Annotated in this window: 27 protein-coding genes; 18 read left to right on the plus strand and 9 right to left on the minus strand. The window is 62.7% G+C overall.

Features of this window, described 5'->3' with window-relative positions; genetic code table 11:
• Positions 1-192: 192 nt before the first annotated feature.
• On the plus strand, positions 193-948 hold the full coding sequence (locus O7B34_RS07175; RefSeq protein WP_337145443.1) for a rhomboid family intramembrane serine protease: 756 nt from the start codon (positions 193-195) through the stop codon (positions 946-948).
• Positions 949-1,034: 86 nt separating this feature from the next.
• Positions 1,035-1,466 carry a CBS domain-containing protein gene (locus O7B34_RS07180; protein ID WP_337140517.1) on the plus strand — a complete coding sequence of 144 codons (432 nt, stop codon included), beginning with the start codon at positions 1,035-1,037 and terminating at the stop codon, positions 1,464-1,466.
• Positions 1,467-1,512: 46 nt separating this feature from the next.
• Here the strand turns inward: O7B34_RS07180 and O7B34_RS07185 are convergent, their stop codons facing one another.
• Positions 1,513-1,770, minus strand: coding sequence for a YjhX family toxin (locus O7B34_RS07185; protein WP_337145444.1), 258 nt, complete (start codon positions 1,768-1,770; stop codon positions 1,513-1,515).
• A 281-nt stretch (positions 1,771-2,051) separates the two neighbouring features.
• Here O7B34_RS07185 and gatB point away from each other — a divergent pair, with 281 nt between their 5' ends.
• From gatB to yidD (O7B34_RS07205), 4 genes are all read left to right on the plus strand, one after another.
• Positions 2,052-3,551, plus strand: coding sequence for an Asp-tRNA(Asn)/Glu-tRNA(Gln) amidotransferase subunit GatB (gene gatB / locus O7B34_RS07190; protein ID WP_337145445.1), 1,500 nt, complete (start codon positions 2,052-2,054; stop codon positions 3,549-3,551).
• 4 nt (positions 3,552-3,555) lie between these two features.
• Positions 3,556-4,050 (plus strand): GNAT family N-acetyltransferase, encoded by a 495-nt coding sequence (locus tag O7B34_RS07195; RefSeq protein ID WP_337145446.1) that lies wholly within the window; start codon positions 3,556-3,558, stop codon positions 4,048-4,050.
• A gap of 139 nt (positions 4,051-4,189) precedes the next feature.
• A complete protein-coding gene (locus tag O7B34_RS07200) occupies positions 4,190-4,888 on the plus strand; it encodes an AIM24 family protein (protein ID WP_140503516.1) in 699 nt (232 codons plus the stop codon).
• 308 nt (positions 4,889-5,196) lie between these two features.
• Positions 5,197-5,517, plus strand: a complete 321-nt coding sequence (gene yidD, locus O7B34_RS07205; RefSeq protein WP_337145447.1) for a membrane protein insertion efficiency factor YidD — start codon at positions 5,197-5,199, stop codon at positions 5,515-5,517.
• 23 nt (positions 5,518-5,540) lie between these two features.
• On the opposite strand, the gene O7B34_RS07210 is transcribed toward yidD (O7B34_RS07205), so the two are convergent.
• Positions 5,541-6,458, minus strand: coding sequence for a LysR substrate-binding domain-containing protein (locus O7B34_RS07210; RefSeq protein WP_337145448.1), 918 nt, complete (start codon positions 6,456-6,458; stop codon positions 5,541-5,543).
• A 322-nt stretch (positions 6,459-6,780) separates the two neighbouring features.
• Here O7B34_RS07210 and yidD (O7B34_RS07215) point away from each other — a divergent pair, with 322 nt between their 5' ends.
• The gene (gene yidD / locus O7B34_RS07215; protein ID WP_337145449.1) at positions 6,781-7,149 is read left to right on the plus strand and encodes a membrane protein insertion efficiency factor YidD; all 369 of its coding nucleotides are present in this window, start codon (positions 6,781-6,783) and stop codon (positions 7,147-7,149) included.
• Positions 7,150-7,292: 143 nt separating this feature from the next.
• Positions 7,293-8,120: a class D beta-lactamase gene (blaOXA, locus tag O7B34_RS07220; RefSeq protein WP_337145450.1), complete on the plus strand. Its 828-nt coding sequence runs from the start codon at positions 7,293-7,295 to the stop codon at positions 8,118-8,120.
• Positions 8,121-8,125: 5 nt separating this feature from the next.
• Here blaOXA and O7B34_RS07225 read toward each other — a convergent pair whose 3' ends face one another.
• Positions 8,126-8,962 (minus strand): SAM-dependent methyltransferase, encoded by an 837-nt coding sequence (locus tag O7B34_RS07225; protein WP_337140512.1) that lies wholly within the window; start codon positions 8,960-8,962, stop codon positions 8,126-8,128.
• A gap of 180 nt (positions 8,963-9,142) precedes the next feature.
• On the opposite strand from O7B34_RS07225, the gene thrS reads away from it, so the two are divergent.
• Together thrS and O7B34_RS07235 are read left to right on the plus strand one after the other, a co-directional pair.
• Positions 9,143-11,119 carry a threonine--tRNA ligase gene (gene thrS, locus O7B34_RS07230; protein ID WP_337140511.1) on the plus strand — a complete coding sequence of 659 codons (1,977 nt, stop codon included), beginning with the start codon at positions 9,143-9,145 and terminating at the stop codon, positions 11,117-11,119.
• Between the two features lie 85 nt (positions 11,120-11,204).
• On the plus strand, positions 11,205-12,143 hold the full coding sequence (locus O7B34_RS07235) for a lysophospholipid acyltransferase family protein (RefSeq protein ID WP_337145451.1): 939 nt from the start codon (positions 11,205-11,207) through the stop codon (positions 12,141-12,143).
• A gap of 102 nt (positions 12,144-12,245) precedes the next feature.
• Here O7B34_RS07235 and O7B34_RS07240 read toward each other — a convergent pair whose 3' ends face one another.
• Positions 12,246-13,208 (minus strand): hypothetical protein, encoded by a 963-nt coding sequence (locus O7B34_RS07240; RefSeq protein WP_337145452.1) that lies wholly within the window; start codon positions 13,206-13,208, stop codon positions 12,246-12,248.
• Between the two features lie 153 nt (positions 13,209-13,361).
• Between O7B34_RS07240 and O7B34_RS07245 the strand changes: the two genes are divergently transcribed.
• Positions 13,362-13,946 carry a nitroreductase family protein gene (locus O7B34_RS07245; protein WP_337145453.1) on the plus strand — a complete coding sequence of 195 codons (585 nt, stop codon included), beginning with the start codon at positions 13,362-13,364 and terminating at the stop codon, positions 13,944-13,946.
• The gene (locus O7B34_RS07250; protein ID WP_337145454.1) at positions 13,947-14,555 is read left to right on the plus strand and encodes a flavin reductase family protein; all 609 of its coding nucleotides are present in this window, start codon (positions 13,947-13,949) and stop codon (positions 14,553-14,555) included.
• A gap of 17 nt (positions 14,556-14,572) precedes the next feature.
• On the opposite strand, the gene O7B34_RS07255 is transcribed toward O7B34_RS07250, so the two are convergent.
• A complete protein-coding gene (locus O7B34_RS07255; RefSeq protein WP_337145455.1) occupies positions 14,573-15,289 on the minus strand; it encodes a TetR/AcrR family transcriptional regulator in 717 nt (238 codons plus the stop codon).
• Positions 15,290-15,432: 143 nt separating this feature from the next.
• Here O7B34_RS07255 and O7B34_RS07260 point away from each other — a divergent pair, with 143 nt between their 5' ends.
• Positions 15,433-16,107, plus strand: coding sequence for a methyltransferase family protein (locus O7B34_RS07260; protein ID WP_337145456.1), 675 nt, complete (start codon positions 15,433-15,435; stop codon positions 16,105-16,107).
• A 3-nt stretch (positions 16,108-16,110) separates the two neighbouring features.
• On the opposite strand, the gene O7B34_RS07265 is transcribed toward O7B34_RS07260, so the two are convergent.
• Entirely contained in the window at positions 16,111-16,992 is an 882-nt protein-coding gene (locus tag O7B34_RS07265; RefSeq protein WP_337145457.1) for an HpcH/HpaI aldolase/citrate lyase family protein, read from the minus strand.
• Complete coding sequence (locus O7B34_RS07270) at positions 16,992-17,444, minus strand: MaoC family dehydratase (protein WP_258593949.1); 453 nt, start codon at positions 17,442-17,444, stop codon at positions 16,992-16,994. Before O7B34_RS07270 ends, O7B34_RS07265 begins: the two co-directional genes overlap by 1 nt.
• A 149-nt stretch (positions 17,445-17,593) precedes the next feature.
• Between O7B34_RS07270 and O7B34_RS07275 the strand changes: the two genes are divergently transcribed.
• The 3 genes from O7B34_RS07275 to O7B34_RS07285 all read left to right on the plus strand — a co-directional run bounded on the left by O7B34_RS07275 (position 17,594) and on the right by O7B34_RS07285 (position 19,576).
• On the plus strand, positions 17,594-18,715 hold the full coding sequence (locus O7B34_RS07275) for a DUF2336 domain-containing protein (protein WP_337145458.1): 1,122 nt from the start codon (positions 17,594-17,596) through the stop codon (positions 18,713-18,715).
• A 74-nt stretch (positions 18,716-18,789) separates the two neighbouring features.
• A complete protein-coding gene (locus O7B34_RS07280; protein WP_337145636.1) occupies positions 18,790-19,128 on the plus strand; it encodes a nucleotidyltransferase family protein in 339 nt (112 codons plus the stop codon).
• Entirely contained in the window at positions 19,121-19,576 is a 456-nt protein-coding gene (locus tag O7B34_RS07285; RefSeq protein ID WP_337145459.1) for a HEPN domain-containing protein, read from the plus strand. The genes O7B34_RS07280 and O7B34_RS07285 overlap by 8 nt, the downstream gene beginning before the upstream one ends.
• 9 nt (positions 19,577-19,585) lie before the next feature.
• Here O7B34_RS07285 and O7B34_RS07290 read toward each other — a convergent pair whose 3' ends face one another.
• Both O7B34_RS07290 and parE read right to left on the minus strand, forming a co-directional pair.
• Entirely contained in the window at positions 19,586-21,655 is a 2,070-nt protein-coding gene (locus O7B34_RS07290) for an FUSC family protein (protein WP_337145460.1), read from the minus strand.
• A gap of 44 nt (positions 21,656-21,699) precedes the next feature.
• Positions 21,700-23,757 (minus strand): DNA topoisomerase IV subunit B, encoded by a 2,058-nt coding sequence (gene parE, locus O7B34_RS07295; protein ID WP_337106976.1) that lies wholly within the window; start codon positions 23,755-23,757, stop codon positions 21,700-21,702.
• Between the two features lie 237 nt (positions 23,758-23,994).
• Between parE and cpaB the strand changes: the two genes are divergently transcribed.
• Both cpaB and O7B34_RS07305 read left to right on the plus strand, forming a co-directional pair.
• The gene (gene cpaB, locus O7B34_RS07300) at positions 23,995-24,918 is read left to right on the plus strand and encodes a Flp pilus assembly protein CpaB (RefSeq protein WP_337145461.1); all 924 of its coding nucleotides are present in this window, start codon (positions 23,995-23,997) and stop codon (positions 24,916-24,918) included.
• Between the two features lie 90 nt (positions 24,919-25,008).
• Complete coding sequence (locus O7B34_RS07305; RefSeq protein WP_337145637.1) at positions 25,009-26,394, plus strand: type II and III secretion system protein family protein; 1,386 nt, start codon at positions 25,009-25,011, stop codon at positions 26,392-26,394.
• Positions 26,395-26,396: the final 2 nt, after the last annotated feature.

Here is a 26,396-nt window from a genome sequence, read left to right on the forward strand (position 1 = left end):
TTAGGGGAGCAGGGGGCTCGACCGGCCGTCCAGGGGAAACCCTGGACGGCTTCTTTTTTGATTCGCGTCCCTGATTCGGAGCGGGACGATTCGCCGTTTGCGGTTCCATCGGCGGTGATCTAGATGCTGGCCAGACCGAACCACGCCAGACCGAACCAGCCCAGAGCGAACCAATATCGAGTGCGATTGCAGATGAGCGAACCGCAATATCCGTCCGAGCCAGAAACGGCCGAAACCATGCCGCCACCGGCGCGTGAGCCGGTGTTCAACCTGCCGCCGATCGTGCTGGCGGTGATCGGCATCTGCGCGATCGTCTATCTGCTGCAGCAATATGTGCTGAACGACGCCCAGCAGATGACGCTGCTGTATGATGGGGCTTTCATTCCGGTCCTCTATACCGGCCAATACGGCTTCGACTGGTTCCTTTTCACCCGGCCTTTCACTTACGCCTTCATGCATGGCGGCTTTGCCCATATCGCCATCAACATGGTCTGGCTCGCCGCATTTGGCTCGCCGCTGGCCAATCGTCTCGGCGTGCTCCGGTTCGCGTTGTTTTTTGCCGCCACCGGACTGGCTTCGGTGGCGCTCTTCTGGGCAATGCATCCCTATGGAGAAGCGCCGCTGGTCGGCGCATCGGGCGCCATATCGGGCATGATGGGGGCTGCGGCGCGTTTTGGTTTCCGCACCGACCGCTCGGCCGGCAAGGCCGCTTTCGCCGGCCCGGTGCTGCCGGTCGCGATCGTGCTGCGTTCGCGCGGCGTCGTCATTTTCCTGGCCATGTGGATGATCATCAATCTCGCCACCGGCCTTCTCGGATTCGCGCCGGGCATCGACGGCCAGATCGCCTGGGAGGCGCATATTGGCGGCTTTCTCGCGGGCTTTTTCGGCCTGCGCCGGTTCGACAGGGGATGGCAAGCGCCTGACTGGGAGACCTCCGACCGGACTTGAAATGCAACCGATCACGGCGCACGATGTTCACTCTTATGTGAAAGCCGGTCAGGGCAGGAACCGGTTGGCAAATAGAGGAGGACGCCATGACGGTTAAGGCCATTCTCGAGCAAAAAGGCCATGACGTATTGACGCTCGGGCCGAACGAAAAACTGAGCGAAGCCATCCGAATCCTCTCCGAGCACAGGATCGGGGCGCTGGTCATCACCAATGGCGATCGCAAGATCGTCGGCATCCTGTCGGAACGCGACATCGTGCGCGTGCTTGCCAGGGAAGGCGGCGCCGCGCTCGATATCCCCGTGCGTTCGGCCATGACGCCGAAGGTGAAGATCTGCAATGAAAACCACACAGTCAACGAGGTGATGGAGATCATGACCAGGGGTCGTTTCCGCCATCTGCCGGTGGAAAAGGACGGCTTGCTGGACGGCATCGTGTCCATCGGCGACGTGGTCAAACGCCGCATCGAGGACGTCGAGCGCGAGGCCGCGGAAATCCGGGCCTACATCGCCACCGCCTGAGCGGTGACGGGAACCGCCGGCCGAATGCCGGCCGGCGGCACCAAGACTACCTGTTGTCGAGTTCGGAGCGGACGAGTGCGAGCCCGCGCCTTGTGATGCGGTAAGGCCCGCCCCCAGAGGACGAAACCGCCTTCTTGCGTTTCAATTTTCGAAACAGGTCGAGATCGACATCGGGATAATGCCAGCCGTCGCGGGTCAGACATTTGACCGATGCGATCCCTTTCCTGTCGTCCTTTTCGATTTCAATGCGTCCGCCCTGCGCGAGCAGGTGCAGGATGCGCTGTTCAGTGCGCGAAATATCCATGAGAGAGTTTCCGGGAAAACAAAAAATGCCGCCGCCGCGAAGCTTCGCGGCACGGGGTTTCAAGTTTTCTGCCCTGCCTCGCTACGAGGTCAGGGCCTTACCGGGACTGAGCGTAAGTGGACATCCACTCTCCATTGGGATGAGTGTCCTATAGGGGAAAACGGCCGGGAAGGCCAGACTGCGGCTTTGCGCTTGTCTCGCAAGACAGTTTGCACTAGCGAAGTTCCACACCAAAAATATGCGTTACGTGCATATTCCGAAGTTCAAATCTGTAGGCCGTCATGTCCCTTATCGACACTCGCACCCCTGATGCAAAACGTCTGATCTCCGGCGGCACCGGTGACTGGGAAATCATCATCGGTCTTGAGGTGCACGCACAGGTCATCTCGGAAGCAAAACTGTTCTCCGGCGCTTCGACCGCCTTCGGTGCCGCGCCAAATGCCAATGTCAGCCTGGTCGATGCGGCCATGCCCGGCATGCTGCCTGTCATCAACGAGGAATGCGTCAAGCAGGCGATCCGCACCGGTCTGGGGCTGAAGGCGGCGATCAACCACAAGTCGGTTTTCGACCGGAAGAACTATTTCTATCCGGACCTGCCGCAAGGCTACCAGATCTCGCAGTTCAAACAGCCGATCGTCGGCGAGGGCACGGTCATCGTCTCGGTCGGTCCCGACCGCCAGGGCGAGTTCGAGGACATCGAGGTCGGCATCGAGCGCCTGCACCTGGAGCAGGATGCCGGCAAGTCGATCCACGACCAGCATCCGACCATGTCCTATGTCGACCTCAACCGCTCCGGCGTGGCGTTGATGGAGATCGTATCGAAACCCGACCTGCGCTCCGGCGACGAGGCAAAGGCCTATGTGACCAAGCTGCGGACCATCATGCGCTATCTCGGCACCTGCGACGGCAACATGGACGAAGGCTCGCTGCGCGCCGACGTCAACGTCTCGGTGCGCCGGCCAGGTGGCGAATTCGGCACCCGCTGCGAAATCAAGAACATGAATTCGATCCGCTTTATCGGCCAGGCCATCGACTATGAGGCGCGCCGGCAGATCGCTATCCTCGAGGACGGCGGCAAGATCGATCAGGAAACGCGGCTGTTCGATGCCGTCAAGGGTGAGACGCGCTCGATGCGCTCCAAGGAAGAGGCGCACGACTATCGCTATTTCCCCGATCCCGACCTTCTGCCGCTGGAATTCGACCAGGCTTATGTCGATGCCCTGGCCAAGGAATTGCCGGAACTGCCCGATGACAAGAAAATGCGGCTGATCTCCTCGCTCGGCCTCTCGACCTACGACGCAGCGATCCTGGTGTCGGAAAAGCCGATCGCCGATTATTTCGAGAAGGTGGCGGCCGGGCGCGACGGCAAGCTCGCCGCCAACTGGGTCATCAACGATCTGCTGGGCGCTCTCAACAAGGCCGGCAAGGACATTGAATCCGCTCCGGTTTCGCCTGACCAACTCGGTGCGGTGATCGACCTGATCAAGGAGGGCACCATCTCCGGCAAGATCGCCAAGGACGTGTTCGAGATCGTCTGGAACGAGGGCGGCGATCCGCGCCAACTGGTCGAGACCCGCGGCATGAAGCAGGTCACCGACACCGGAGCCATCGAGAAGGCGGTCGACGAGGTGATCGCGGCCAATCCCGACAAGGTCGAACAGGCACGCGCCAAGCCGACGATGGCCGGCTGGTTCGTCGGCCAGGTGATGAAGGCGACCGGCGGCAAGGCCAATCCGCAGGCTGTCAACGACCTCGTCAAGGCCAAGCTGGGTATCGAGTAAAGGTATGTTCGTCCGCACCGCCGGAGACCGCGACCTCGCAGCCGTACGGGCGTTGCTGGTCGAGACCTGGCATGCCACCTATGACGCGATTTGCGGTGCCGAGCGGGTCACCGAGATCACCAATGAATGGCACTCCATCGCCTCATTGAAGGCGAGGCTGGCTAAGCCGAGCAGCGAGTTCCTCGTTGCCGATGACGGCAAGCGCATTGGCGGCATGGCGTTTGCCGAAGCCGTCGGCGACGGCGGCGTGGTCATGCTCAGGCAGCTCTACGTGCTTCCCTCGCTGCAGGGCCGAGGTATTGGGGGCATGCTCCTCGACGAAATCATCGAGAGCTTTCCGGAGGCCCACCGGATTCGGCTCGAAGTGGAAGAGAAGAACACCCGCGCCGTTGCCTTTTATCAGGCCAATGGCTTCGTCCAGGCCGGCCGCACCGAGAATTGCGGGGCCGCCGGCTCGGCCATCCCGGCGCTGATCTATGAACGGGTACTTGCCGCCTGAGCACGTGATCACCTTCGCGCGAGCGCACGACCCGGGGTCTGTTTTCGTTTGACGGCCCTGACGTCCGGCACCAAAGCTGCTTAGGCCGACCCGCGCGAAGCCGGAATAAGCCGGCGCGCAGGACGGCTTTGGGGGAGCCATGCCAAGTCTGCCGGAACTGATGCCGACCGAGGTGTCGGACGAAACCTTTGGTGGCGTCACCTATCACATAGCGGGCGAACTGGTGCCTGTGCTTTCCGTCGACGTGACGCGGATGCCCGTCTATTTCGAGCACCACATCCTGCTGTGGAAAAATTCCACGATCACCATCGGCCTGAAATCGCTGAAGGGTGCGCTGAAGCGCATGATGGCCGGCATGCAGATCTTCGTTACCGAGGCGTCGGGGGCGGGCATCATTGCGTTCAGCCGCGACGGGCCGGGTCACATCGTGCCTATTCACTTGCGGCGAGGCGAGGAGATCCAGGTGCGCGAGCACCAGTTTCTGGCCGCCACCGGCAATGTCGACTACACGTTCGAGCGCGTACGCGGCTTGGCGACGATGCTGTTCGGCCAAAGCGGCTTCTTTATCGACCGGTTTCGCGGCGACACCGGTGACGGCATCGTCTGGCTGCACGGCTATGGCAACGTGTTTGAAAAGACGCTCGCTCCAGGCGAAACCATAGACATCGAACCCGGCGGCTGGCTGTTCAAGGATGCCTCGGTCAGGATGGAAACCAAGATCGATCGGCTGTCGAGCGGCTTCTTCGGTGCCAATATGAATTTCATCGTCAACCGCTTCACCGGCCCGGGCAGGGTCGGCATCCAGTCGATGTACCTGCATATGCCGACCGAGGAGTAGGCTCGGGGAACCGCAAGCGGGATGGATGAAGGCCAGGGTCAGCGCGAGCGCAGCGGTGGCGACAGCTCGCGTATCAGCAGTTCAAGCTCCCGCTGGCCGCCCGTTCCCGTCTTGTCGTAGATCGTCGCTAATTACGTCTTGATGGTGCCGTCGGAAAACGCCGCTGGCGGCCGCGATCTCCCCCCTGGCCGGTGGGCACCTCCGGCCGCCCGGCGGCCATTTCGCCGTTACCACCCGTGACGCGGGCGAGCGGGATTGCGTTCTTCGGCGGAAGCTCACATCTATCACCTGGAAACGCGGAGATCGCAGTGGGCGACCAGCACGGGCATACGCATACAGCCGGAGCGTCGAGCCGCGGCCGCAACTGGCCCGGCCCGTGGCGCAAGACGCCCGGCCGCTTGCTCGGCACGTCGCTCGTGCGGCTTTACCAGCTGACGCTGTCCGGCTTTGTCGGCAATTCCTGCCGGCATCTGCCGACCTGTTCGGAATACGCACATGAGGCGATCGCCCGCCATGGCCTGTGGGCCGGCGGCTGGATGGGGTTGTTCCGCGTGCTGCGCTGCGGCCCATTCGGCACGCACGGCATCGACCTCGATAAACTTCTCGAAAAATACAAGAAGGCAAAGTAGCTGGATCCTGCCAAGGCAGGGGCTCAGGCCGAAGCTTTCAGCGCGCGCCTGCTCTCAGCGAATTCGCTTCTGACCCAATCGGCGAAGGCCGCGGCTGGCTCCGACAAATCGCTCAAACGCCTTGCCACGAGCCAATAGGCGCCGGACGCGACGTCGATGTCGAATGGCTTGACCAGCGCCCCGGTTGCCAGCTCGTCGCCAATCTGCAGGAGATCGCCCAGCGCCACCCCATGGCCGAGCAGCGCGGCCTGCTTCGAGAGCGAGGCGTCCGCAAGCATGGGGCCGCGCGCGGGCACGGTATCAGCGGATACGCCTGCCGCCTCGAACCAGCGCGCCCATCCCTGGCGGTTTTCCTCGTGCAAAAGGGTGTAGCGAGCAAGGTCGGCCGGCTTCTCGAGCGCCGGGCCTGATGAAAGCAGCGCCGGCGACAGAACCGGCGAATCCACTGTCGAGGCCAGCCGCTCGGCCTCGCTACGGGGCCATGACGTCGCGCTCGAGCTGAAACGCAAGGCGAGTTCGGGCTGGTCGCCGCGGAACTCGATCAGCTTTGGGTCGACTTCGAGGGAAACGTCGATATCGGGCCGCAACTGCCGGAACCGATTGAGCCGAGCCACCAGCCACACCGCTGCGAGCGAAGGCTCGACGCTGACGCGAACCACGGACTGGGCCGGGGTGGCGGCCAGATCACCGAGCAGGCGGTCGATTGCATCGAAACTCTTGACCAGTTGAGCAAGCAGCCGGCGGCCCGCATCCGTCAGTTCGACGCGGCGATAGTGCCGTTCGAAAAGCGGTTGGCGCAGGAAGGTTTCGAGCTCGCGGATCTGCCGGCTGATTGCCGCCTGCGAGACGAAAAGCTCCTCGGCGGCCTTGCTGAAGCTCAAATGCCGGCCAGCCGCCTCGAAGCTCCTCAATGCAGTCAGGGGCAGGCGTCCTCGCTTCATCTTCGCATAACCCAGGATTATCCGAAGTGGAAATTATACTCGTTTGAAGGCGAAGGCCAGCAGCGGTCTAATCCCGTCAAAGGAGATACGAGCATGATGCAGTTCCTAGACATTCTCGGCGATGTCATGCGGGTCGCGACGTTTCAATGGCGTGACGAAAGGCGCGATGCAAGGCATCACGACGAGTGGGCTCCCCCCGGCCGGTGGACACCTCCGGCCGCCCGGCGGCCATTTCGCCGTTACCATCTGTGACGGCAGGGCAAGCGGGATTGCGTTCTTCGGCGGAAGCTCACATCTATCAGCTGGAAACGCGGAGATCGCAGTGGGCGAACAGCACGGGCATGCGCATACAGCCGAAGCGTCGAGGCGCGGCCGCAACTGGCCCGGCCCGTGGCGCAAGACGCCCGGCCGCTTGCTCGGCACGTCGCTCGTGCGGCTTTACCAGCTGACGCTGTCCGGCTTTGTCGGCAATTCCTGCCGGCATCTGCCGACCTGTTCGGAATACGCGCATGAGGCGATCGCCCGCCATGGCCTTTGGGCCGGCGGCTGGATGGGATTGTTCCGCGTGCTGCGCTGCGGCCCATTCGGCACGCACGGCATCGACCTCGTGCCGGAGGTGCTGGCGTCCCGCTACGTCTGGTTCTTGCCGTGGCGGTATTGGCGGATCGGCCGTAAGCGCGGCGAAGCGTAAGGGTGAGGCGCTGGTCGCGCCGCTCCGGTTTACGATCCGGTAGGGTTAACGCAAGCCTGCACGACAACTGCGCATTTGAGACAAAATCGAGACAAGAGACCCCGCTAAGCCCGCTCGCGAACCCCTCCTGGAGTGAGCATCCCATGCGCAACGTCGACCGTCTTCCTTTCATCTTTGCCGGAGTCCTGTTCCTGCTCGCCTGGCTGCTGGGATTTCCGATGCGCGCGCAGTCAGCGCCGCTCAGGGATGTGCGGTGCACGCTGATCGCCGATGCCGCAACCGGCAAGACGCTTTACCAGGAAGGGGTGTGTGACCAGCGCTTCAGCCCGGCTTCGACGTTCAAGGTGCCGCTTTCGCTGATCGGCTACGACGCCGGCATCCTGGGCGACGAGCACACGCCAAGCTGGGACTATAAACCCGAATTCAACGCGGTGAAGCGGGATCGGAAGACCGTCGATCCGGTGATATGGGAACGCGATTCCATCATCTGGTATTCTCGGGAGATTACGCGTCGGCTTGGGGCTGAGAATTTCGCCGGCTATGTTTCTAGATTCGGTTACGGCAACGGTGACGTTTCCGGCGATCCCGGCAAGCATGACGGGCTGACCCATTCCTGGGTGAACTCCTCGCTCAAGATCACGCCGGTCGAGCAGGTCGATTTCCTGCGCAAGCTGCTGGGCCGCAAGCTGCCGGTTTCAGCCAAGGCCTACGACATGACGTCGGCCATAATCCCGACATTCCAGGCCGGAGACTGGACCGTGCAAGGCAAGACCGGCAGTACAAGGCTGGCTAACGATGCCGACAAGATCAGGGATATGCGTTGGCTCGGCTGGTTCGTCGGCTGGGCGAAGAAGGATGGTCAGCAGATTGTCTTCGCGCGCCTGGTTGTCGATGCCGCTCGCACCGATATGCCCAAAGGGCTCAAGACGCGGGCCGCGTTCCTGAAGGATCTGCCGCTGCTGGTGAAATAATCCGGTCAAGCGCTTCGGTGCGCACGGATGATGTGGCCGCCGGAACTGCTCGCCGTTCCCTTCGGTGCCCCGGTGAGGCGAGCGGCAATATCGCTGCTATCGAGATCCTCGATGTCGTCGAACCCAAGCGCGTTCAGTGATTTCGCCAATTCGGTGGGAACGAAGAAGCTGATCCACGGTTCCCCGATAGAGGCGACGCGCGCCGCACGGACGGCCAGGGCGGCCTGTCCTGCCGCATCGTGATTCTCAGCCGGTTCGCTATAGTCGAACACGACCTCGGAACCTGGCATGCCGGCAATCCACGACAGTGTTCCGAAAATCGCTTCCTGCGTCAGGTAGGGCACGACCCCGAGCCAGATGAAGAAGCTGGGTTCGGTCGATCGCAAACCGGCCGCAGTCAGTTCCGTGGACAGGCTTTGCCGCTCGAAATCGACCGCCACGAATGTGGTGGCGGGCGGCTCGACAAGCCCGCTTTCGGCAATGCATTTGCGTTTCCAGGCTTGGGTGGCTGGGTGGTCGACTTCGAACACCCTGAGATCCGGATAGGGGTTGCGCAGTGAAAACGTATCGAGGCCGGCGCCAAGCACGACGAGCTGCCGGATGTCGCGACGGACCGCCGCGGCCAGCCAGTCCTCGGCGAACCGGGCGCGCGCGGTGACGAACAGGCGCATGCGGCGGCGGCGCTCGTCCTCCTGCTCAAGCTCGTGTGCCGTGGGAGCAGCTTCACCCAGAATCGCGATCGCGTAGGGATCGCGAAACAGCCCTGCCTGTGGTGAAAACTGATGGAGAGCCCTCATGCGTGCGACGCCAAGGGCGGTTCTGCTGGGTGTGGCGTTTTCCATGCTGATGATTCCAGTTGAAGTCCTGCATTTTCGAAGCGTCCGCGACATTTCCTGACGGCTGCGCCAATTGCCGCTCTTTACCTGACGCAATGCTGCCTCTAAAACCCGCCCGCTACCGGACGCATCCGGCTTTACCCACGACCACCCGCGCTCGTTTGCGGGACTGGATAGGAGATACATATGCTGAATTCCGTTTCCCTGACATTTCCCGACGGCTCGGTGCGCGACTACGACGCAGCGATGACCGGCGCCGGGCTTGCCGAATCGATCTCGAAGTCGCTGGCCAAGAAGGCCGTGGCCTATGCCATCGACGGCACCGTGCGCGACCTCAGTGATCCCCTGGGCAAATCCGGCAAGGTCGAGATCATCACCCGCGAAGACCCGCGTGCGCTGGAACTCATCCGTCATGACACCGCGCACGTGCTGGCGGAAGCCGTTCAGGAGATATGGCCGGGAACGCAGGTGACCATCGGGCCGGTGATCGAGAACGGATTCTACTACGACTTTGCCCGCAACGAGCCGTTCACCCCGGATGATTTCCCGGTGATCGAGAAGAAGATGCGCGAGATCATCGCACGCAATAAGCCGTTCACCAAAGAGGTCTGGTCGCGCGACAGGGCAAAAAAGGTCTTCGCCGACAAGGGCGAGCGCTACAAGCTCGAACTGATCGACGCCATTCCCGAGGATCAGGATCTCAAGATCTATGCGCAGGGCGACTGGTTCGATCTTTGCCGGGGTCCGCATATGGCCTCGACCGGGCAGATCGGCAACGCCTTCAAGCTGATGAAGGTGGCCGGCGCCTATTGGCGCGGCGACTCGAACAATCCGATGCTGACGCGCATCTATGGCACGGCCTGGGCCGACCAGGCGCAGCTCGAAGCCTACCAGATGATGCTGGAGGAGGCCGAGAAGCGCGACCACCGCAAGCTTGGCCGCGAAATGGACCTGTTCCATTTCCAGGAAGAGGGGCCGGGCGTCGTCTTCTGGCACGCCAAGGGCTGGAAGATGTTCCAGAACCTGGTCAACTACATGCGCCGCCGGCTCGACGAACAGGGCTATCAGGAGGTCAATGCACCCCAGGTGCTCGACAAGAGCCTGTGGGAGACATCGGGCCATTGGGGCTGGTACCGGGACGCCATGTTCAAGGTGACGGTCGCAGGCGATGAAACCGACGATGACCGCGTCTTCGCGCTGAAGCCGATGAACTGCCCCGGTCACGTGCAGATTTTCAAGCATGGGCTGAAATCCTATCGCGACCTGCCCGTAAAGCTTGCGGAATTCGGCAATGTGCATCGCTATGAACCGTCGGGCGCGCTGCACGGGCTGATGCGCGTGCGCGGCTTCACGCAGGACGATGCGCATATCTTCTGCACCGAGGAACAGCTGGCTTCCGAGTGTCTGCGCATCAATGACCTGATCCTGTCGACCTATGCCGATTTCGGTTTCGACGAAATCAGCGTCAAGCTTTCGACGCGGCCGGAAAAGCGTGTCGGCACCGACGAGGCCTGGGATCATGCCGAGGCGATCATGGGCAGCGTGCTGGAGACGATCAGGACGCGCTCCGGCAACCGTATCAAGACCTCGATCAACCCGGGGGAGGGCGCCTTCTACGGGCCGAAGTTCGAATATGTGCTGAAGGATGCGATCGGCCGCGAATGGCAATGCGGCACGACGCAGGTCGACTTCAACCTGCCGGAACGTTTTGGCGCATTCTACATCGGCTCGGATTCGGAGAAGAAGCAGCCTGTCATGGTGCACCGCGCGATCTGCGGTTCGATGGAGCGTTTCCTCGGCATCCTGATCGAGAACTATTCCGGCCATTTCCCGCTGTGGTTCGCGCCGCTGCAGGTGGTGGTTGCGACGATCACTTCGGACGCCGACAGTTACGCGACCGAGGTCGTCGCGAAGCTGAAGGCCGCAGGGCTGTTGGCGGAAGCCGACCTGCGCAACGAGAAGATCAACTACAAGGTCCGGGAGCACAGCCTGGCCAAGGTTCCGGTCATCCTCGTCTGCGGCAAACGCGAGGCGGAGGAGCAGACGGTCAATATCCGCCGGCTCGGTTCGCGAGACCAGGAATCGCTTGGCTTTGCCGAAGCAATCGAACGGCTGACCGAAGAAGCGATCACACCTGATCGCCGACGCAAGCGTGCTGCTTGATTCGAAGTGTTCTCGATCGAATGGCGGTGGAGCGATCCACCGCCGTTTTCATATCCCTGTCACGGCAACGTTGTAACGAGCCCTTATGCTCAAGCTGAAATCGCGCGAACGATCGTTCCCCGAGCTTTCTTACGCCAATCCGCACCAGCCGGCTCTGGCGCGCTGGTTCATTCATTCGGTGGAAGGCCTTTCGGGCCGCGACCGGTTCGCCGCGCTCTATGAATTCTGGCGCCATCAGGTTGTGCCGACCGGTGAGCGTGTGTTCAGCCGCATGCTGGACCTCATCGATGTGGGCGTGCGAACCCCGGACCAATGGCCGCCAGCGCAATTGCCCGACACGCCGCTGGTGATCGTTGCCAACCATCCCTTCGGCATCGGCGACGGCATCGCGGTGCTGTCACTGGCAGAGCAACTCGGGCGACCTTTCCGGGTGATGATCCACAAGGATCTGCTCAGGATTCGCGAGATGGAGCCTTATTCGCTGCCGATCGACTTTTCCGAGACCAAGGACGCGGTGAAGAACAACATGGCGGTGCGCCATGAAGCGGTGCGGCTGCTGAAGGAGGGCGTCACCATCATTGTGTTTCCGGCTGGCGGCGTCGCCACCGCGCCCAAGGGTTTTGGCCGCGCGCGCGATCTGCCATGGAAGATGTTTCCGGCCCGTCTCGTCCAGGAAGCCAAGGCGTCGGTCATTCCCATGCATTTCTCCGGCCAGAACGGTAGGCTTTTCCATCTGGTCAGCGGCCCGATGAACATGACCGAGCGCGACGGGCGTGTGGCCAAATTCGTCGGCAAGGCCTCGCTGACCCTGCGTACCTCGCTGCTCATCCGTGAATTCGCGCGGCTGTCCGGCAAGGCGATCGAGGTGCGCGTCGGCAATGTACTCAGCTGGAGCGAACTGGAGCCGTTGCGCGATCGCAAGGCGTTGCTCGACCGGCTTTATCGCGGTGTGTTCGACTTGGCTCCGGCCCTGCCGCGCCGTCGCATCCCGTTCCTTCCGGCGCGGACCAAGCTGGCTGCCTGAAGGAGCATCTCCGGCGAAAACGAGATCGCCTCCAATGCTCTATCTCTTTGCTTTTACGCAATTCCGGACGCAAAACCGCTTCGCACTTTTGCTGGAATTGCTTTAGTCCGCGCCTTCTTCCGGATCCATGGCCGCTGCTTCGGTAGCGAGAACCTCGATCTCCTGGTTCTGCCCGCCAACGACCGTGAAATCCTTCTGGTAGATCCGGTCGCGATTCTTGGCGATGATGGTGTAGTCGCCTTCGGCCAGCACCATCGAGGCGAAGGCGCCGACGGTTTCCTTGATCGGATCACCGGATTCGTTGAGCAGCGACCAGGAGGTGTCGGCGATCGCTTCGCCACCCGCCTCGCGCACCAGCTTCATGGTGATTTCGGCGGCGTGATGCTCGACGGTGGCTTCGGTCAGCTTGCCGGCCTCGACACGGATGTCGGATCGGATGACGGCGTTGACCGCGCCATAGGTCGAGACGACGTGGTAGATGCCCGCATTGAGCCGCACGACGCTGTTGGGTTCGACATCGGGAATGACTAGGGCGCGATCGCCATTGGCGTCGGCGGTGCCCTCATAGATCGAAAAGCGCAGTCTTTTCGGCGGAATGCGCACGCCGCCGGACAGAACCGCGTCGAGCTTCAGGCCGCCGGCATCAAGCACCAGGCTTTCTCGCTTGGCTTCCTTGCCGACGGTGATGCGCTTGGTGGCGCCGGCGCGACCGTAGGAGGCGTGGACCAGATAACTGCCGGGTTCGAGCTGGAAGACGGCGCTGCCGCCATGCGCGGAGGCGACCATCGGCAATTTGCCGTTGACGGCTTCAGGCTTGAAGACACGCCAGACGAGGCCGCGGGTGATGTCGGTGCCTTTGTTGGTCAACTGGGCCGACAGGGTGATGGCGCCACCGCCGCCAAGCGCCAGCGGAGTCTCGCTCTTCGGCGTCGCATAGCTCGAAATTCCGGGAAGTTTCAGGTCGCTGACGCCGTCCTTTTCCTGCGCGACAGCCATGGAGGCCGGCAGCAGGAACAGCGCGGCGCAGAGCCGGATCAGGAAAAGACGCAGTCGCCCCTCAAACATGCCTTGCGTTGAAGCCCATGGCGGTGGCAATTTCAAGGCTTAAGAGTCCGGTGCGTGACTCTTCAGCCCGGCGCTAGCGCGCCTTTGCCCGAGCCGCCCGAATTCCCGATGGTGCGCTTCAACTCAAAACAGAGTGCCAGGAGACTTGCGCCCATGGCGTCGCCGATCATCGACTTCCTGCTGACCCGAAATTCAGCGCCTATCCCCGACCTCAAGGAGCCGGCGCCCAGCGACGCCGATATCGCGACAATGATTGCCGCCGCCTCACGCGTGCCCGACCATGGACGGCTCGAACCTTGGCGCTTCATCCTCTATCGCGGCGAAGCCCGCATCGAGATCGGTAAAAAGCTGGCAGCCTTGGCCGAGCAGCGCGAAGGTCCGCTGCCCGAGGGCCGTCGCAACCAGGAACTGGCGCGGTTCTCGCGCGCGCCGCTGGTGATCGGTGTCGTGTCAATTCCCAGGGAGAACCCAAAAATCCCGCAATGGGAGATGTTCCTGTCAGGAGGTATGGCGGCGATGAACCTGATGATCGCGGCCAATGCGCTGGGCTATGGCACGAACATGATCAGCAACTGGTATTCCGACGTGCCGGAGGGCAGGGCGATTCTTGGACTGGCGCCGCAGGAGCGCGTTGTCGGTTTTATCCACATGGGTTCCTATGCCGGTCCGGCGCCGGAGCGGCCACGGCCCGATTCGGCAAAGCTCTATGCCGATTACGCCGGGCCTTGGGCGGGCTGAATGTTCTACGAGCCATCCAAAGGGCACGGACTGCCGCACGATCCTTCGAAGGCCATCGTGGCGCCGCGTCCGATCGGCTGGATCTCGACGCTGAATGGGGCAGGCGAGATCAACCTCGCACCCTACTCTTTCTTCAACGCGGTCTCGACGCGGCCCTTTATCGTCTGGTTCTCCTCCGAGGGCGAGAAGGACAGCGCCTCGTTCGCCGTGGAAAGCGGCGAGTTCGTCGCCAATCTGGTCGGCCGCGACCTTGCGGAGAAGATGAACTATACGTCAGTCGACGCGCCGCGTGGCGTCAACGAATTCGTCTATGCCGATCTCGCCATGGCGCCCTCGCGTCTCGTCAGGCCGCCGCGCGTGGCGGCGGCACCCGCGGCGCTCGAATGCCGGGTGACGGAAGTGTTTCGCCCAAAGGCGCTGGACGGATCGCCGACGAGCGCCGTCGTCGTTGCCGGTGAGGTGATCGGCGTGCATATCGACGACGCTTTCCTGAAAGACGGCATGTTCGACATCACCAAGGCCGGCAATGTAGCTCGTCTGGGCTACATGGACTATGCCAGCGTCAACGAGGTCTTTTCGATGCGCAGGCCGCGCTGGGGCAAAGAGTAGGCTCAGGACCTGGCAAATCACCGCATCTTGCCGGACTCTGTCTTCCGTCGGGCTGTCATGACGGCGCGCACATAGCCGGGCTCTCCGATCTGAATGCTTCCGTCGGGGAGGCCGAGTATGCGGTCGAGGGCGATCCCGTAGAGTCTGACGCGTTTTTCCAACGTTTCGATCGCGACCTCCATATCGGCGTCGCTGCCGCCGGAGATTGCCTTCGCAATGACGTCATGGGTGGCCATGCCGAACTGCATGACGATGTCGGCGACGCCCTCCGGATCGAATGTCCTGAAGGTGCCGTCTTCGACTCCTTGCCGGATGATCTTGACCAGCAGGGGCGAAAACGATGCGTTGGCGGCCAGATTGATGCGATGGAAGAGCACTAGGTTCTCAGGCCGGAACATCGTCTCGAAAAGAGTCCAGGCCTCCGGTGCGGTCTCTATCTTGGCCTGGCGCGAGTGCGCGAGCAGCGCGTTCAGGCGAGCGAGCGGGTCGAGCCCGGGATCGCCTGCTATGCCCTCGACCCCGGCCAGTGCTTGCCTCGCGAAGCGCTCGGCCAGTGCTTCCAGAAGAGCCTCCTTGGAAGCGAAGTAGTGATAGAAAGCCCCCTTCGAGATGCCGGCGGACGCAATCACATCGTTGAGGCTTGCTTTGTCGTAGCCTCGCGTCAGGAACAAGGCCTGAGCATGGTCCAGCAGTTCTTCTCGCCTGAGTTCGGGATGTTTGATGACACGGGGCATGACGAACTTTCTGCACGCGATCACCGTCCCCGTCCAGTGGGGTGTCAACGGTCAACTTGAATTATAGACCATCGGTCGGTATAGTAGACTACCGGTCTATTTTCTGGCCAATGCCGGCGGAGGCATACCGTGAAAGGGCGATCATGATCTCGAAATTGATCTTGCAGACATTCCTCTGGTTCGGCGTCATGGGTGCCTTGCTGTTCCTGTCGGCCGGCACGCTGTACTGGCACGGGGCGTGGGTCTATCTGGTGATGATGGTGGGGCTCAGTCTCACCTTGGGCGTGGCGCTGGCCCGCCGTGATCCCAGCCTGATGAACGAGCGGCTGAGCCCTCCCATCCAAAAGAATCAGACGGCGGCCGACAAGTTCCTGCTGTCCATACTTCTGCTTGCCATCCTTGGCTGGCAGATATTCATGGGATTCGACTTCCGTTTCGGCTGGTCTGCGGTTCCGGTCTGGGTGCAGGTGATTGGCGCCGCGGTGGTGCTACTCAGTATCTGGATCTGTTACCTTACGATGGTGGAGAACAGCTTCGCGGCACCGGTCGTCAAAATCCAGGAGGAGCGCGGACAGCGCGTGATCACCACCGGCCCTTACAGCTACGTCCGCCATCCGATGTATGCCGGCGCTATCCTCTTCTTCGCCGGCACGGCTCTGCTGCTTGGCTCCTGGTGGGGCCTGGCATTGGTGCTCGTCTTCGTCGTTCTCCTGGCCATTCGCACTTTCATCGAAGAGAAAACGCTTCGCACCGGTCTGCGCGGCTACGACGACTATGCGGACGAAGTTCGCTACCGCCTGATTCCGCTGGTCTGGTAGTGGTCAGGCGGATGTCCCGGCCGCCCTCGCGCGTGCCAGAAGGCGTTCGGCCAGCCGCAGGTGCGGTCGGTCGAACATCTTGCCGTCGATGCCGACGACGCCAGGATTTCCGGCTGCCTCGAACGCCGCGACGATGGCCGCCGACTGTCTCACCGCCTCGGCCGAGGGCGTGAATGCGGCGTTGATAACGGGCACCTGATCGGGATGGATCGCCATCTTGCCGGTGAAGCCGTCACGCTCGGCCTCGGCGCATTCCGCGGCGAAGGCCGTCATGTCGCGAAAATTCGGAAACACGGTGTCGATCGCGGCGACCTCCGCAGCCCCCGCCGCGAGGATGGTCGTCAGGCGGGCGTGACGGAAGAGATCGGTGTAGCGGCCGTGATCGTCGCGGGCCGCACGCGCGCCGATCGCGGCCGACAGGTCTTCCGCGCCCCAGGTGAGACCAGCAAGCCGCGCGCTTGTCCCCGCATAGGTCGCCGCCGCCAGCACACCCGCCGGCGTTTCGGTGATGATCGGCAGGATTTTTATCGAACCGTCGGGCAGATCGTTCTCGGCCTCCCGGACCCTGAGCTTGGCCGCGAGTTGCTGCACATCCTGGCCGCTGTTCGACTTGGGCAGCATGATGCCGTCGGGCCTCGCTGCGACGAGCGCAGCCAGATCGTCATCCGTCAGTCCGGTCGATAGATCGTTGACCCTGACATAGATCGCCGAGTTGGTTTGCCCCTTGCGTTCAAGGATGAAGCGCGCCGCGATCTCGCGCGCCGGCGCCTTGTTCTGCGGCGCGACGGAATCCTCGAGATCGACAATGACCACGTCAGCGCCGGCGCCAAAACCCCTTTCGAGCTTCCGCTCGGAATCGCCGGGAACGAACAGCAGCGAACGCATCAGGCCGCCTTCTTCAGCATCATCGCCTGTCTCGTGCATTTGGCGACGAGGTCGCCATGCTGATTATAGGCGCGATGCTCGAATTCGACGATGCCGCGATCGGGTTTCGACCGGGATTCGCGCACCGAAATCACCGTTGTTTCGACGCGGATGGTGTCGCCATGAAATACCGGGTGCGGAAACACGGTTTCCTTCATGCCGAGATTGGCGACAGTGGTGCCGACGGTGATGTCGTTGACCGAGATGCCGATCATCAGGCCGAGCGTGAACAGCGAGTTGACCAGCGGCTTGCCCCACTCGCTCTTGGCGGCGAAGTCGAAGTCGATATGCAGCGGTTGCGGGTTCAGCGTCATCACCGAGAACAGCATGTTGTCGCTTTCGGTAACGGTCTTGCGCAGCGTGTGCTGGAAGACGTGGCCGACGACGAACTCCTGGAGATAAAGCCCGGCCATGTCCTGCTCCTCTGCTGCAAAGGGTTGATAGGCGCTGCTTTCCAGGCTCGCAAGCCAGTTAATGAACATGGTGAACCGTTCGTAAACCATTTCTGCCTACCGTCACCACGGGGCCAGGAACGTTCTGGCAAGGGGCGTAAGCAGGCGGCATGGTTGTTTCGCATTTTTTGAGATGGATTTGCACGGCCAGGGTGTCGGAGCGCGCCGCCGCCGCCAGTGCGCTGGCTCGGGCCTATGTCAATTCCGAATTGCCGTTCGAGGACCGCTGCGCCGCCGAGGCGGCGCTGACGCTGCTACTCGACGACGCCTCGTCAAAGGTGCGGCTGGCGATGGCGGAAGTGCTCTCGATGAGCCACCACGCGCCGCTGCAGATCATCAGCGTGCTAGCCTCCGACCAGCCGGAAGTCGCCGGTGTCGTGCTGGCGCGCTCGCCGCTGCTCACCGACGCCGATCTGATCAACCGTGTGGCGGGGAGCCAGAGGGCAACGCAGAAACTGATCGCCGACCGGCCGCTCGTCTCTATGGCGCTGGCGGCGGCCATCGCCGAGATCGGCGAGGCGGAGGCCTGCGCCGTGCTTTTGGCCAACACCGGCGCCGACATCGCCTCCCTCAGCTTCCGCCGCATGGCTGAACGCCATGGCCATCTGCCTCTGGTGCGCGAGGCGCTGATATCCGACGCGCGCCTGCCTGCCGACTGCCGGCATATGCTGCTCGTCAAGCTCGGCGAGACATTGAAGACATCGCCGCTGGTCATGGCATTGATGGGAGCCGCGCGAGCCGATCGCGTCATGCGGGACGCCTGCGTCAAGGCCTCGGTGACGCTGATCGAAGGCACGCGCCAGGAAGAGCACGCGGCGCTGATCGAGCATCTCAGGCTGCGCGGCGATCTCACCGCGGGCTTCCTGATCCGCACCATCGCGCATGGCAAGGTCGATTTCTTCGGCTCGGCGCTGGTCGCGCTCAGCCAGCAGTCCGAAGCACGGGTGAGGGCGCTGCTGGCCGGCGGGCACGATGTGGCCTTGCAGGCGCTGTTCCGCAGCGCAGGCCTGGCTGCCGCCACGCATGCGGTCATCCTGCGTGCGCTGAAGATCTGGCGCGAGGTTGCCAACGGTAAGCGCGTCGCCGGTGTTCAGGAAGTCAGCTGGCTGATGCTCAAGGAATTGGGCGGGCAATCCGCCGAAGGCGACCTCGCCGCCCTGGTCAAGTCGATCCACCTTGATGCTCTGCGCGAGAACGCACGCGGCCATGCGCTGGCGATCGCCGCAGCCTAGCTTGTGCTTGGGCGGGTGGCCGGTATCGAGGCCATTGCGTTGTCGGCGCAAAGAATTGGTATTATGCTTTGATCATGCGCCATCCACCCTCAACGCGTCTTGCGGTACCGGCCGAAATCAAGCCGCTGATCAACGAAATTAGGGGTCGCCTGAATCCCGACTCTATTTGGCTCTTCGGTAGTCGAGCACGGGGCGACAATCGGCCCGACAGCGACTGGGATATCCTCGTTGCCTTGCCGGACGATGCTGGGCCAGAACTTCTCGACCCGCTCGTTGGCTGGACGATTCAGCACGAAATCGGAATTCCAGCGACAATTCTTTCCACTACGTCGAGCGAATTGGCAGCAAGCTGGCATTCGCGAAATACGATCGCATATGTTGTCGCTCGCGAGGGACGACGATTGGATGTCTGATCAGTGGACCATCGCCAGCGCGCTTCGGTTGGCGAACGGCTGCATAAAAGATGCACGTATTCTGGCTGCATCAGGATCCCGTAACGCCGCATATCTTAGCCAGCAGGCCATTGAACAGGTCATCCGGGCGCTGGCGACCTCCGAGGCCATTCACATCGAACGTCACGATGCACATCAGTTCGATAAAATCGTAAGGCGCTTCCCAGACGATCACGCCGAGAAGATGGTGTTGCAGTCCCTCGTTTGGCTGGAGGCCTATGCGACAACATTCAGATATACATTGCCTTCTGGCCAGATACCTCGTGCCCCCGACAAGGTAAAACTTCAGAAAGCCATAGACGACATCTCGAACGTTATCTTGCGGGTCGCGGGGCACTTCAAGGTCAATCTTGGTGATGAATCGAAGCCAGCCCAGACTGTGGCGCCGATGCGCGGGCCCGGTCTATGATGGCCCTGTCTAAGAGCTGTTGCTCGCGAAGAAATCCGGGAAATCCTCCATTGCCGCGGCGATAATGCGCAGGGACGCCGCGATTTGCAGCATGTCGCCGGTGGCGTCTCGCTGGGCGATGCCTGCCGCGTACTGCCGGGCGACGGCAATGGTCGCTGTTTGCGGATCGCCGGAGGCACGGAAAAGCAGCTCGCGCGCCAATCCCCTCAGGAAGTTAGCGATTGAAAGCGTCGTTTCCGATGGAATGGCATGGTTTTGGCTGGCAGTGCGCAGCCGCAGGATTTCCAGGCCGACCGTGACGGAGGCGACGCCGCCGCCCAGCACCGCCTCACCCTTCCTGCCGGAATTCTGCACCAGCGGCATCAACTGATTGACCCGGTCATAAGCGAGGCTCTCGAAGGCCGAACGCCTCGGCAGGCGCTCATGCAGGCAAAGCCGCGCCAGATCCTCGCGCATGGCTCGCACAATGCGGTCGGCGGCGAGCCATGGGTCCGCCGGCAACACGACGACGAAGACGCCGATTGCCAGCAGGATGCCGACCAGGATCGATGCCGAGCCGGCGAAGAAGGGGCCGGGATCATAGGTCATTGCCTGGTGCGGGCTGAGGAAGGCGAGGAAGTTGATGGCGAAGGCAGTCGCCACCCCGACATAGCGCGGATTGGCCATGGCGAGTGCCGCCGGCACCATGATGGGCACGACGAACAGCATGAACCAGCCGAAGCCGGTCAGAGCGGGAAGCGCGATCTGACCGACGAGAAAGGCAAAGGGCAAAGCGAGCAGCGTTCCCTTGAAGAAACCCCAGGATACCTGCACGGGGTCGGGGCGAGCGGCAAACAGGCTCGACACGACGGCAACGAGGATGACGGTGCCGGCCGCTTCCGACCACTTCGTCGTCAGCCAGAAAGCCGCGACCAGCAACGTGGCAAGGGCCGCGCGGATGGCGTTGCGCGCGGCACCGGGATAGTCGCGATGCACCACCAAGGCCGGCTGCCGGCTGCCGGGACCTCGTCGGCGGCTGACGGGCGCGCGCAAAGCGTCGAGGCCGCGCAACACCTGTTTCAGCGCCTCGGCGAAATCGGCCGCTATGGTGAGGCGGGTGATGGTGCCGACCCTGTCCTCACCCTGTTCGGTCGAAGCATCGGGCATTTGCCGTGCTCTGATCGAAATCGCGTCGAGTCGTGCCAACCAGGGCGAGGTGTCGTCCAGCGCTCCCGGCTTGGCTGCCAGTTCGCTGACAAGGGCTTGCAACTCGGAGCGCACCGGGATGAGGGCTGCGTTTTTCGGAGCGGCATGCGAATAGAGCGCGCGCGCCGCCGAAAGGGCCGAGAGCAGCTGTCCGATGGTGCGTCGCACCGGATGCGCGCGCGGCGCGAAGCTCGCCGCTTCGAGCCTGGCATAGGCGCGCATTTCGCCAAGCGTCTGGGTGTCGGCGACAAGCTTCCGGTGCAGGCCGATGAGGGTTGCCCGGTCTCCGCCGGAGAACGCACCGCCGGCGTAAGTGGCAAGGTCGAGAATGCAGCGTTTCAGCCGCGTGATAATGGCGTCGCTGGCCAGTTTTGGCAGGATCAGCCGGCTGGTGAGGCCGGCGCAAACGATGCCGAGCACGATCTCGGCACAACGCGCGACCGCGAGGTCAACGACCAGATGCGGTTGTCCGAAAGCGGGCAGGCCGATGATCATGGCGGTGTAGCCGGCAAGGGCGGCGCCATAGGCCTCGGGATTGCGCAGCAGCGACGAGACGAAGGTGCAAATGCCAATCCAGACGGCAAGCACCGTCACCAGAATCCAGGGGCCGGTGCCGAACGCCGTGCTGATGCCGACTGCCGCGATACCCCCGGCAAGCGTACCGAGCAGCCGGTAGAAGCCTTTCGCCAGCACCATGCCGGCAACCGGCTGGGCGACGATGAACACCGTCATCATCGCCCATTGCGGATGGTCGAGCTTCAGCGCATAGGCGACGAGAAGCGCGATCATGCCGGCTGAAACGGTGCGCAGGGCGAAAATCCAGTCGGAGCGCGTCGGTTGCGTCAGCCCGGCCAGGCTCGTCTCGAAATAGGTTTTCAGCCGCGCCCAGGTCACATGCTGGTCTCCATGTCAGGAACGCAAGCTAAATTCGCCAGCGGCTAGATATCCAGCACTTCCGTCTCGGCGAATTCGGCGCGTTCCTGGATGAAGCGGAAGCGAGCTTCGGGCTTGGTGCCCATCAGCTCATCGACCCTGTCCTTGGTGGCAGAATCGATTTCGTTCACATCGACCCTGAGCAACGTGCGCTTTCTCGGGTCCATGGTGGTTTCCTTGAGCTGCGCAGCCATCATCTCGCCCAGGCCCTTGAAGCGGCCGAGCTCGACCTTGCCGCGCCCGGTGAATTCGGTGCGCAGAAGCTCGTCCTTGTGCGCGTCGTCGCGGGCGTAGGCGACCTTGCCGCCTTGCCTGATCGAGTAAAGCGGCGGCACCGCCAGGTAGAGATGGCCGCCGCGCACCAGCGCCGGCATCTCCTGGTAGAAAAAGGTGATCAGCAGCGAAGCGATGTGGGCGCCGTCGACGTCGGCGTCGGTCATGATGATCACGCGGTCGTAGCGCAAATCCTCGTCACGGTACTTTGACCGCGTGCCGCAGCCGAGCGCCTGGATCAGGTCCGATATCTGCTGGTTGGCGGCCAGCTTGTCATTGCCGGCGCTGGCGACGTTGAGGATTTTTCCACGCAGCGGCAAGACGGCCTGGCTGGCGCGATCGCGCGCCTGCTTTGCCGAGCCGCCCGCGGAATCGCCTTCGACGATGAAGAGTTCGGCACCTGCCGCCGCGTTCTGCGTGCAATCGGCGAGCTTGCCCGGCAAGCGCAGCTTGCGCACAGCGCTTTTGCGCGACACCTCTTTTTCCTGGCGGCGGCGCACCCGCTCGTCGGCGCGCGCGATCACCCAGTCAAGCAGCTTCGAGGCTTCCTGCGGATTGTCGGCCAGCCAATGGTCGAACGGGTCACGGATCGCGGTCTCGACGATGCGTATCGCTTCGATCGTCGCCAACCTGTCCTTGGTCTGGCCGACGAATTCCGGCTCGCGGATGAACACCGACAGCATGCCGGCGGCCGAGATCATGACGTCTTCCGAGGTGACGATCGAAGCGCGTTTGTTGCCGACGAGGTCGGCATAGGCGCGCAGGCCGCGCGTCAGCACGTTGCGGAAGCCGGCCTCGTGGGTGCCGCCTTCACCGGTCGGGATGGTGTTGCAGTAGGAATTGATGAAGCCGTCGCCGCCGAACCAGGTCACCGCCCATTCGAGCGAGCCATGGCCGCCTTGCTTGTCGCTCTTGCCGGCGAAGATTTCGCGCGTCACCTGGAATTCGTCGCCGAGCGACGCTTTTAGATAATCCTTGAGGCCGCCGGGGAAATGGAATTCCGCCTTGGCCGGTGTCTGATCCTTTTCCTTGATCAGCGAGGGATCGCAGGTCCAGCGGATTTCGACGCCGCCGAACAGATAGGCCTTCGAACGCGTCATGCGGTAGAGACGCGCCGGCTCGAAGGCCGCGCCCTTGCCGAAAATCTGCTCGTCGGGGTGGAAACGCGTCCTGGTGCCGCGGCGGTTGTGCACCTCGCCCAGGTGCTCCAGACCGCTTACCGGAATGCCGCGTGAAAAGCGTTGGCGATAAAGCTGGCGGCCGCGCGCGACTTCGACTTCGAGATGATCCGACAGGGCGTTGACGACGGAAACGCCGACGCCGTGCAGGCCACCTGATGTCTCATAGACCTTGGAATCGAACTTGCCGCCCGAATGCAGCGTCGTCATGATGACTTCGAGCGCGGGCTTCTTGAATTTCGGATGTGGATCAACCGGGATGCCGCGGCCATTGTCGGTGACAGTGAGATAGCCGTCGGCCGAAAGCTCGACATCGATGAAGGTGGCGTGGCCGGCAACCGCTTCGTCCATCGAATTGTCGATGACCTCGGCGAACAGATGGTGCATCGCCTTGTCGTCTGTGCCGCCAATATACATGCCCGGCCGCCGGCGCACCGGCTCCAGGCCTTCGAGCACCTCGATGTCGGCGGCGCTGTAACCCTCGCTGCCATCCTTGGCCGCGGCCGGGCGCCTGGCGGCCGCTTGCACCAGTGGGTCGGCCGGGCGCGCCGGCGTGCGAACCGGTTGCTGCTGCTTGCCCAGATTGCCGAAGAGATCGTTGTTGTCGTCCATGCCAACCATAGGGTCCGGTGCTGCGAATCACTCGTCGATACTGCCACGCTTTTTGGCGCCAAGCGACGGAGGTTCCTGTTACGTTCGGGGATTTAACCCCTCTTACCTTAAAACCATTCGATAACCAAGCAGGCGGAAATCGGTCGAATGCCACCGCACAAGATTCCCGATTCTTTACCAATGCGGACTAGCGTGAGCCCAACATAACAAGAAACGACGGGCATCAGGGGTTTCGGCGTGAGGGGCAAGGCCATAACGATGATCGGCATCGCCGCCGTTTTCGGCGCGATCTCGATCTTTGCCGCGGATTTCTGGGTCAAGAGCCAGGCCAAGGCCGATGCCCAGGAGAAAACGGCGTCGATCTCCGTTCCAGCACCCAAAATAGAGTTCAAGACCATCGTGGTGGCCAATGCACCGTTGCGCTATGGCATGGAGCTCGACCGCGCCAAGCTCAGCGAAATCCCGTGGCCGCAGGAGTCCCTGCCGCAGGGCGCCTTTGCCACCATCGATGGATTGCTTGGCGAAGGCGGCCGGGTCGTGCTGTCGCCGATGGAGGTCAACGAGCCGGTGCTGCTCACCAAGCTGTCGGGACCGAACGGCCGCGCGACGCTGTCCAATATGCTGACGCCCGGAATGCGGGCGGTCACCATCCGCACCGACGAGATCGCCGGCGTCGGTGGCTTCGTCACGCCGGGCGACCGGGTCGATGTCGTGCTCACCCGCGATGCCGGCGAAATCCAGGAAGTCGCCAAGAACGCGCAAGGCGCGGCCGGCTCGACCATCACCTCGGAGATCGTCGTTGCCGACGCCAAGGTGCTGAGTGTCGGGCAGGGCGCCGACGAGCGCCAGACGACCCCGCAGGTGGCCAATTCCGTGACCCTCGAGGTGACGACCGAAGGCGCGCAGAAAGTGGCGCTTGCCCGCACGGTAGGCACGCTGTCGCTGTCGCTGCGCTCCGCCAGCGAAGGCGGCGACGGCAAGAACGGCGTCACCACCATCTCTTCGTTCGGCGGATCCGTGGCTTCCAATGCCCAGGCCGCCGCCGGCTCCTTGTTCGATGCCATCGCCAAGGAGCCAGAGAAGCCGAAATTCAAGACGGTCATCGTGACGCGCGGCACGCAGGCCGAGGAATACCAGGTCCCTTCTCGGGACCAGAAGTAAAGACCGGTGGGGACCGGGCGGGACGGGATCATGGTGATGCACACCCTATATCGAATGACGAATCGGTTGCGTTTCGCGCGCGCCTTGGCCATGGCGGCTTCACTGGCCGCGAGCGGCATGCTCGCCTTCGCTGGCGCGGCCAGGGCGGACAACGACATCGTCTATGTCTCGTCGACCAGGAATGCCTCGATCAAGGTCGCGAAGGGCAAGCCCAAGACGATCATGACGAGCGCGGCCTTCTATCAGATCGTCATCGGCGATCCGGAGATCGCCAACGTCAACCCGCTGACCGACAAATCCTTCTATGTGCTGGGCAACAATCTCGGCACCACCGGCATTGCGCTGTTCGACGAGAAGAAGCAGCTCGTCGGCACCGTAGACATCGAAGTGACGCTCGACACCGACCAATTGGCGAGCACCATCCGTGCCAGCGTGCCGGACGCCAAGATCAAGGTCGGCTCGGCCAATGGCCGCGTGGTGCTTTCGGGCGAGGCGGATGACGCGGTCGCCGCTGAAAAGGCCAACAAGATCGCCACCCGCTTCTCCGGCAATGAGGAGGTGATCAATTCGGTCAATATCTCCTCGTCGCAGCAGGTCCAGCTCAATGTCCGCTTCGTCGAGATCAACCGCCAGGCCGGGCAGGACCTGGGTGCGAAATACAGCGCCAATTTCGCCTACGGCTTCGGCGGTCGCGATGTCTCTCTCGATCCGGGCTCGGTGCCGGCGGCGGGGACTGGCGAGATCATTGGCCGGCTGCTGTCCAATGGCGTCTCGATCGATATCGCCATCAAGGCGCTGGAGGAGCGCGGCCTTGCCCGAAGGCTGGCCGAACCGAACCTGATCGCCCGATCCGGCGAAACAGCGAGCTTTCTCGCCGGCGGCGAATTCCCGATCCCGGTTTCCGAGGACAATGGCAAGATCTCCGTCAGCTACAAGAAATACGGCGTCAGCCTGGACTTTACGCCGACCGTGCTGAAGGACGGGCTGGTCAGCCTGGACATCGCGCCGGAGGTCTCCTCGATCGACGCTTCGGCCTCCTACAATATCGGCAACATTTCGGTGCCGGGGTTCATCGTGCGCCGCGCCAAGACCTCGGTCGACCTGAAGAACGGCCAGAGCTTCATGATCGCCGGGCTGCTGCAATCCCAGAACGACATCACCACGTCGCGCATTCCCGGTCTCGGCAAGATGCCGGTGCTGGGGTCGCTGTTCTCGTCCAAATCCTATCAGCGGCGCGAGACCGACCTGGTCATCATCGTCACACCCTATCTGGTCAAGCCGGTCGACCCGTCGAAGAAAATGGCTGTGCCGACCGATGGCACGCAGCCCGCCAGCAACGTCGACTATTTCCTCAACAACACCGAGGAGGTGAAGGCGTCGGACGCCAACCGAGCGCTGGCGCTGGCTGACGGCAGCGCCGTGCGGGGCGCTTCCGCGACCAAAGTCGGTCATTTCCTCGACCTGCCGAAGGACTGAAA

Source organism: Mesorhizobium sp. Cs1299R1N3, assembly GCF_037179625.1.
Classification (GTDB): Bacteria; Pseudomonadota; Alphaproteobacteria; order Rhizobiales; family Rhizobiaceae; genus Mesorhizobium; species Mesorhizobium salmacidum.

Coding starts and splice junctions, on each gene's coding strand:
- O7B34_RS07175 (WP_337145443.1), top strand. CDS start 193: ATGAGCGAACCGCAATATCCGTCCGAGCCAGAAACGGCCGAAACCATG.
- O7B34_RS07180 (WP_337140517.1), top strand. CDS start 1,035: ATGACGGTTAAGGCCATTCTCGAGCAAAAAGGCCATGACGTATTGACG.
- O7B34_RS07185 (WP_337145444.1), bottom strand. CDS start 1,770: ATGGATATTTCGCGCACTGAACAGCGCATCCTGCACCTGCTCGCGCAG.
- gatB (WP_337145445.1), top strand. CDS start 2,052: ATGTCCCTTATCGACACTCGCACCCCTGATGCAAAACGTCTGATCTCC.
- O7B34_RS07195 (WP_337145446.1), top strand. CDS start 3,556: ATGTTCGTCCGCACCGCCGGAGACCGCGACCTCGCAGCCGTACGGGCG.
- O7B34_RS07200 (WP_140503516.1), top strand. CDS start 4,190: ATGCCAAGTCTGCCGGAACTGATGCCGACCGAGGTGTCGGACGAAACC.
- O7B34_RS07210 (WP_337145448.1), bottom strand. CDS start 6,458: ATGAAGCGAGGACGCCTGCCCCTGACTGCATTGAGGAGCTTCGAGGCG.
- blaOXA (WP_337145450.1), top strand. CDS start 7,293: ATGCGCAACGTCGACCGTCTTCCTTTCATCTTTGCCGGAGTCCTGTTC.
- O7B34_RS07225 (WP_337140512.1), bottom strand. CDS start 8,962: ATGGAAAACGCCACACCCAGCAGAACCGCCCTTGGCGTCGCACGCATG.
- thrS (WP_337140511.1), top strand. CDS start 9,143: ATGCTGAATTCCGTTTCCCTGACATTTCCCGACGGCTCGGTGCGCGAC.
- O7B34_RS07235 (WP_337145451.1), top strand. CDS start 11,205: ATGCTCAAGCTGAAATCGCGCGAACGATCGTTCCCCGAGCTTTCTTAC.
- O7B34_RS07240 (WP_337145452.1), bottom strand. CDS start 13,208: ATGTTTGAGGGGCGACTGCGTCTTTTCCTGATCCGGCTCTGCGCCGCG.
- O7B34_RS07245 (WP_337145453.1), top strand. CDS start 13,362: ATGGCGTCGCCGATCATCGACTTCCTGCTGACCCGAAATTCAGCGCCT.
- O7B34_RS07250 (WP_337145454.1), top strand. CDS start 13,947: ATGTTCTACGAGCCATCCAAAGGGCACGGACTGCCGCACGATCCTTCG.
- O7B34_RS07255 (WP_337145455.1), bottom strand. CDS start 15,289: ATGCCCCGTGTCATCAAACATCCCGAACTCAGGCGAGAAGAACTGCTG.
- O7B34_RS07260 (WP_337145456.1), top strand. CDS start 15,433: ATGATCTCGAAATTGATCTTGCAGACATTCCTCTGGTTCGGCGTCATG.
- O7B34_RS07265 (WP_337145457.1), bottom strand. CDS start 16,992: ATGCGTTCGCTGCTGTTCGTTCCCGGCGATTCCGAGCGGAAGCTCGAA.
- O7B34_RS07270 (WP_258593949.1), bottom strand. CDS start 17,444: ATGGCCGGGCTTTATCTCCAGGAGTTCGTCGTCGGCCACGTCTTCCAG.
- O7B34_RS07275 (WP_337145458.1), top strand. CDS start 17,594: ATGGTTGTTTCGCATTTTTTGAGATGGATTTGCACGGCCAGGGTGTCG.
- O7B34_RS07280 (WP_337145636.1), top strand. CDS start 18,790: ATGCGCCATCCACCCTCAACGCGTCTTGCGGTACCGGCCGAAATCAAG.
- O7B34_RS07285 (WP_337145459.1), top strand. CDS start 19,121: ATGTCTGATCAGTGGACCATCGCCAGCGCGCTTCGGTTGGCGAACGGC.
- parE (WP_337106976.1), bottom strand. CDS start 23,757: ATGGACGACAACAACGATCTCTTCGGCAATCTGGGCAAGCAGCAGCAA.
- O7B34_RS07305 (WP_337145637.1), top strand. CDS start 25,009: ATGGCGGCTTCACTGGCCGCGAGCGGCATGCTCGCCTTCGCTGGCGCG.